This is a genomic window from Thermomonas sp. (assembly GCF_035369645.1).
In the GTDB taxonomy this organism is placed as follows: Bacteria; Pseudomonadota; Gammaproteobacteria; order Xanthomonadales; family Xanthomonadaceae; genus Thermomonas.
This window is the reverse complement of sequence record NZ_DAOOUM010000076.1, coordinates 1-6023: the sequence shown is the minus strand read 5'-3', so window position 1 is coordinate 6023 and position 6023 is coordinate 1. Positions and strand designations below refer to the sequence as shown.

Sequence of the window (6023 nt, the reverse complement as noted above, 5' to 3'; positions counted from 1 at the left end):
CTGCGCGGTGATGCGCACGTGTGCGCCACTCTTGCGCACGCTGCCTTCCAGCACCGTGGCCACGTTCAAGGCCTGCCCAATCTGCGCAATCGTGGCTTGGGTGTCCTTGAACGAAAACGACGAAGTGCGCCCGGCCACATGCAGCTCAGGTACTTGCGCCAACAGATTGAGCAATTCTTCCGATAAGCCATCGGAAAAATACTCTTGCTCCTTATCCGAGCTCATATTGACCAGCGGTAACACCGCGATCGAGGCGGCAATCGGATCTGTGCAAGCGAGTGCAGCTGCAGAAGCAATGTCAGCTGCGATCGGGACTTCGCGCTGCAAACCCCGGTCAGTCCAAGCGTAGGTCCAGGCAAACATCATCGCCAACGGAAAGCCCAGTACTGCCAGCAGCACCAGCGCCCGCATTACCCAAGGTGGAATACCAAAGGTGGGCAGCAGCAGATCGGCAACTTGTAACAACAGCCAGCACAGCGCGGCGTAGGCAATCGCCATGCGCAACACGTTGCGGCGTTTGAGTTCAAACCACAGTGCCCGCATGCCTTGCTCCCCGCAGGTGTGCGCTAGCCGTATATCAGCTGTTTGTTAGCTTGATGGTAGCCGAGGCCCATTGGCAAGGGCAGGCGCGGATAATACGGGGAGCGATGACCGTAGCGTTTGCCTCTGATCGTTCCCCCTGCACCAATTATGAGCCGACACGTGGATAGCACTCTCGACACCGACACCAACACCGATCCCGCCATCCCCAGTCACGCGCAAATCGCGGCGCTGGTGGACTGCTTCTACGACAAAATTCAAGTGCACCCCACGCTTGGCCCGGTGTTCAATGCCGCCGTGCACGATTGGCCCGCGCATAAGTCCTTGCTGACCTCGTTTTGGAGTTCGGTGATCTTGCGTGCGGCCAGCTATCGCGGCAATCCGATGGCGGCGCACCAAGGCCTGCCGATCACCAGCGAGCACTTTGTGCAATGGCTGGCGCTATGGCGCAGCACCGCCGACGCCGTGCTGAACCCCGCACAAGCCGAGCTGGTACACGAATACGCCAACCGTATCGGCCGCAGTCTGCGCTATGGCTTGGGGTTGCCTGAGCCGGAGGTCATCGAACTCCCACTGGGGCCGCGCCCATCACTGCCGCGTGGCGGCTGACACGGGGCCCCGTGGCATTTCCGTCGTGACGGCACCACGCCGGCTGATGTGCTACAACGCGAAAATGGGGGAACGGCTGGATCAATCAGGGTGGAGCTTACGCAAACGGCTGGCGCTGGGGCTGGTGCTGAGCGGCTTGTTGCCGGCGTTATTGTTCAGCTGGGCGATGCTGTGGGGGCAGTGGCAACGTGGCTATCACGATTTGTTGCTGCGGTTGGATGCCAATGCGCGGTTGAATGCCAGCCTGATCGATGACTTTCTGGAATCCCAACAAGCAGGGGTACGGCTTTTAGCCGATCAAGCTGCCGATGGCCAAGGTTTGCACGGTGACGACCTGACCCGGCTGCTACAAATTTACCCGGCGATGTTGCGTGCTTTGCATGTGGATGCACAGGGGCGCGTCGTCGATATGCGAGACACCCGTTTGCGTATGTCGTCGCAGGTGCAGGTGAATGTGGCAGGCGAGGACTGGTTCAAGGTCGCGCGCAATCAGTATCGTGCGTATATCTCGGACGCATTCCAGCGAACGGTGTATGGCAATGACACTGTGGTGGCCGTGGCAGCACCAATACTGCGGGGTGGGCGCATCGACGGCGTGCTGGAAGCTGCCATCCCGGTGGAAAGCATTGCACGGTTGAGTGCAGATAGTTTGGCCCGCCGGCGGCTAGAACTGCTTTTGCTCGATCGCAGTAATCATGTGGTGTATGCCGGCCCTGGTTTGCGTTGGAAACCATTGGACGATGCCGGGCGTGCGGGGATGTCGCTGCGTGCAGTGGCACTGGCTGCCGATCACGTCGGGCGGGTGGACGCACGGCAAGACCTGTTGCTGCATGGGGGCGATGCGTATGTGGAAGCGGTGAGCATGCGCAACCAATGGACACTGGCACTGGTGGCCCCGCGCAATGTTCTGCTGGAGCCATTGCGCCCCACGTTATTGCTGTTGGCCGGGTTATTGCTGGTCACCTTGCTGGGCATGCTGTGGGCACTTTGGCGGCAACGGCAATTATTGCGTGACAGCATTGGCTACTTGCTGGGCAGCTTGCGTGGCTATGCACTGGGTGGCCAATTGGATGCATCCGTAGGACATCGCCTGCCGCAAGAACTGCTGCCACTGATGGCGGGCATGGGCGATCTGGCCCGGCGCATGAATACCGCTTACGACGAATTACAACAAGTGCTGGGTGAGCGCGAAGCGGTGATCGAAGAACGCACCGAGTCGTTGCGGGAGGCGGTCAGCAAGTTGGATCACCTCAGCCGCACCGATGCCATGACCGGCTGCCTGAACTATCGTGGGTTTGAAGAAGCCGGCGAGCGCCTGTGGGCGCATACGCAAACACATGGCGCACCATTGGCCGTACTGGCGTTGGATATCGACTTTTTCAAGCGCTATAACGACCATTACGGACATGCCGAAGGTGACACTGCGTTGCGCCGGTTTGCCGGTGCTGTGCGCAGCGCATTGCTGCATGCCGATGATGTGCTAGCGCGGCCGGGGGGTGAGGAGTTCACCGTCTTTCTGCCGGGGAGCACCTTCGAGCAGGCACTACAAGTGGGGCGGCGCATTTGCCAACGTGTGCGTGATGCCGACATCCTGCATGCCGATTCGCCAAGTGGGCATCTGACTGTGAGTATTGGCGTGGCTGCTTATCACGCGGGAGATAGCCAAATCGAACATATGCTCAAACGCGCCGACGCCGCGTTGTACCGAGCCAAAGCCGCAGGACGCAATCAAGTCAGTGCCTGACAGTACACCCTTGCAGATGGGCTGCACAGTTTGAACCCACGGCGCCGCAACGCGACAATAGGCACCCCACACGACACGTGATGCACGCCTCATGACCATTTTGCGCATGACCGATCTCGACCTTGCCGGCAAGCGGGTACTGATTCGCCAAGACCTCAACGTCCCGGTGGCCGCTGGCCGGGTGACTTCGGACTTACGCATCACGGCCTCGCTTCCCACCCTCAAATTGGCGCTGGAAAAAGGCGCCGCGGTGATGGTCACCTCACATCTGGGCCGCCCGCAAGAAGGTGTGTGGAGTGCAGCGGATTCGCTAGCGCCGGTGGCTGCGCGCCTGTCGGAATTACTGGGCTTCGATGTGCCGCTGGTCAAAGATTATTTGGGCGGCGTTGACGTGGCGCCCGGCCAGTTGGTCTTGCTGGAAAACTGCCGCATGAACAGCGGTGAGAAGTCCGATGACGAGGCATTGTCGAAGCAATACGCCGCGCTATGCGATGTGTATGTGATGGATGCCTTTGGCACCGCGCACCGTGCACAAGCCTCCACCCACGGCGCGATCCGCTACGCCAAGCAAGCCTGCGGCGGCCCGCTGCTGATGGCCGAACTCGACGCGCTGGCCAAGGCGTTGCAACACCCGGCGCGCCCGCTGCTGGCGATTGTGGCCGGCAGCAAAGTGTCCACTAAGCTCGAACTGCTGAGCAATCTGGTCGGCAAGGTCGATCAGCTGATCGTCGGTGGCGGCATTGCCAATACCTTTATCGCCGCGATGGGCCACGGCGTGGGCAAATCGTTGGTGGAAATGGATCTGCTGGACACCGCCAAACACATCATCGCCGATGCCAAGGCACGCGGTGCCGAGATCCCGTTGCCGCTGGATGTGGTGGTGGCCCCCGCATTCGCCGCCGATGCACCGGCCACCATCAAGGCAGTGGATGCGGTGGCGGCCGACGACATGATTTTGGATATCGGCCCGCAAACGGCAACGGCCTACGCGGCCTTGATTGCCAAGGCCGGCACCGTGGTCTGGAACGGCCCGGTGGGGGTGTTCGAGTTTGATGCCTTTGGTCACGGCACCGAAGCGGTGGCGCGTGCCATTGCCGCCTCCAGCGCGTTCTCGATTGCCGGTGGCGGCGACACCTTGGCCGCAGTCGATAAATACGGTATCGAAGCACAGGTGTCTTACATCTCCACCGGCGGCGGTGCTTTCCTTGAATTTTTGGAAGGCAAAACCCTGCCGGCGGTCGCGGCATTGGCGGCGCGTGCGATTTAATCGTTTGCAGGATGCAGCACGTGGCGTGTGGCTGTGATAGCGTGGAAGAATCATTTAGACAACGATGTCATTCCGCCATTTATGACCGCCGCACAGCCACAACAACGCCGCCACACCCGCATCGTCGCCACCCTTGGCCCGGCCACCGACCCGCCCGAGGTGTTGGAGGCGGTGCTGCGTGCCGGGGTGGACGTGGTGCGCTTGAATTTTTCCCACGGCGACCCGTCGGCGCAGGTTGCCCGGGGCGAAGCCGTGCGGGCGATGGCGGCCAAGATTGGGCGTGAAATCGGCATCCTCGCCGACTTGCCGGGGCCCAAAATTCGCGTCGAAACTTTTGCTGAAGGCAAGGTGGCCTTGAAGGCGGGTAACCGCTTCGATTTGGTGGCAAGCCTAAATGTGCCGCCGGGCGATGCCAGCCAAGTGGGCGTCAGTTATTTGGAATTACCCGGCGATGTGGCCACCGATGACGTGCTGTTGCTGGACGATGGCATCGTGCAACTGCAAGTCACCGCCGTGGAGGGCGAGCGCATCATCACCCGCGTGCTCAATGACTGCGTGCTATCCAACCGCAAAGGCTTGAACAAGCAAGGCGGCGGGCTGTCGCTGGGGGCGATCACCGAGAAAGATCGCGAATTGATCGTGATTGCTGCGGGCATGCAGGTGGATTTCATCGCGGTATCGTTCTGCCGCAATGCCGAGGACATGCACGAAGCGCGCCGGGTGGCGCGTGCACACGGCAGCAATGCGGCGTTGGTGGCCAAAATCGAGCGCGCCGAAGCGATTGAAAACCTAGCCGAAATCGTCGATGCCAGCGACGTGGTGATGGTGGCGCGCGGCGACTTGGGCGTAGAAATTGGCGATGCCGAGCTACCTGGCCTGCAGAAAAAAATCATCCGTGAAGCGGTGGCGCGTGAAAAAGTCGTGATCACCGCCACGCAAATGCTGCAATCCATGGTCGAAAGCCCCATCCCCACCCGCGCCGAAGTCCTCGACGTGGCCAATGCCGTGATCGACGGCACCGATGCGGTGATGTTGTCGCAAGAATCCGCCGCCGGCAGTTGGCCAGTGAAAGCGGTGGAAGCGATGGCGCGCATCTGCATGGGCGCAGAAAAGCAATTCGAAGCCGATACCGATTTTGAACAAGCCCGGCGCGGCTTGGCCCGTGCCGATCAAGCCATCGCCATGGCCACCATGTTTTTGTGCGAACACGTCGGCGTGCGCGCGGTGGTGGCGATGACTGAATCCGGCGGCACCGCACGCTACCTGTCGCGGTTTCGTTCCGCCGTGCCAATCTACGCGTTCTCGCACCATGCCAGCGCACGCCGCAAAATGGCACTGATGCGCGACGTGTTTGCGATGGACTACGACAGCCGCGGCCAAACCCCGCGCGAAGCCGCACGCGGCAGCATCCGCCTGCTCGTCGATGCCGGCCTGCTGACCCCCGGCGACCGCGTGGTATTCACCAGCGGCGAACACATGCAAACCCGCGGTGCCACCAACACCTTACGCCTGCTAGAAATCGGCGCAGACGGCTGCGCAACGGGGCTGGGGGAGTTGTAAGGGGGCACGCAACAATGCATCGGCGAGTTCAACTCCGTAACGCAACACCAGCGGTGGTAAAGGGGTTCAGGCGGTTAGCCTGAGCGACTTCACCGCCAAGTGGAGTTGCCCATGGCCTCAAGCCGCCTGAACCTGCACGAACGATATCGCATTCACGCCCTGTACGAAGCCGGCTTCACCATCAGGACCATCGCCCTGATGCTGGGGCGTGCGCCCAGCACAATCAGCCGCGAGGTTCGCCGCAACCGGACTGGCCGGCGCTACCAGCCGAATGTGGCGCATCAATTGATGCAGCAGCGCCGC

5 protein-coding genes and 1 pseudogene are annotated in these 6023 nt (G+C 61.3%); 5 read left to right on the top strand and 1 reads right to left on the bottom strand.

What is annotated here, in order from left to right:
- Window positions 1–543: pseudogene (locus tag PK789_RS11275) on the bottom strand (hypothetical protein); the annotation flags it as partial.
- A gap of 159 nt (window positions 544–702) precedes the next feature.
- Between PK789_RS11275 and PK789_RS11270 the strand changes: the two are divergent.
- The 5 genes from PK789_RS11270 to PK789_RS11250 all read left to right on the top strand — a co-directional run.
- Window positions 703–1149, top strand: coding sequence for a group III truncated hemoglobin (locus PK789_RS11270; RefSeq protein ID WP_324308899.1), 447 nt, complete (start codon window positions 703–705; stop codon window positions 1147–1149).
- A gap of 25 nt (window positions 1150–1174) precedes the next feature.
- Entirely contained in the window at window positions 1175–2893 is a 1719-nt protein-coding gene (locus tag PK789_RS11265; protein ID WP_324308898.1) for a diguanylate cyclase, read from the top strand.
- 91 nt (window positions 2894–2984) lie between these two features.
- Window positions 2985–4160 (top strand): phosphoglycerate kinase, encoded by a 1176-nt coding sequence (locus PK789_RS11260; protein ID WP_324308897.1) that lies wholly within the window; start codon window positions 2985–2987, stop codon window positions 4158–4160.
- An 81-nt stretch (window positions 4161–4241) separates the two neighbouring features.
- Window positions 4242–5720 (top strand): pyruvate kinase, encoded by a 1479-nt coding sequence (gene pyk / locus PK789_RS11255; RefSeq protein WP_324308895.1) that lies wholly within the window; start codon window positions 4242–4244, stop codon window positions 5718–5720.
- 111 nt (window positions 5721–5831) lie between these two features.
- Window positions 5832–6023, top strand: a 192-nt coding sequence (locus tag PK789_RS11250; RefSeq protein ID WP_503011949.1) for a helix-turn-helix domain-containing protein, incomplete at its 3' end; no start/stop codon positions are given.

Coding starts and splice junctions, on each gene's coding strand:
- PK789_RS11260 (WP_324308897.1), top strand. CDS start 2,985: ATGACCATTTTGCGCATGACCGATCTCGACCTTGCCGGCAAGCGGGTA.
- pyk (WP_324308895.1), top strand. CDS start 4,242: ATGACCGCCGCACAGCCACAACAACGCCGCCACACCCGCATCGTCGCC.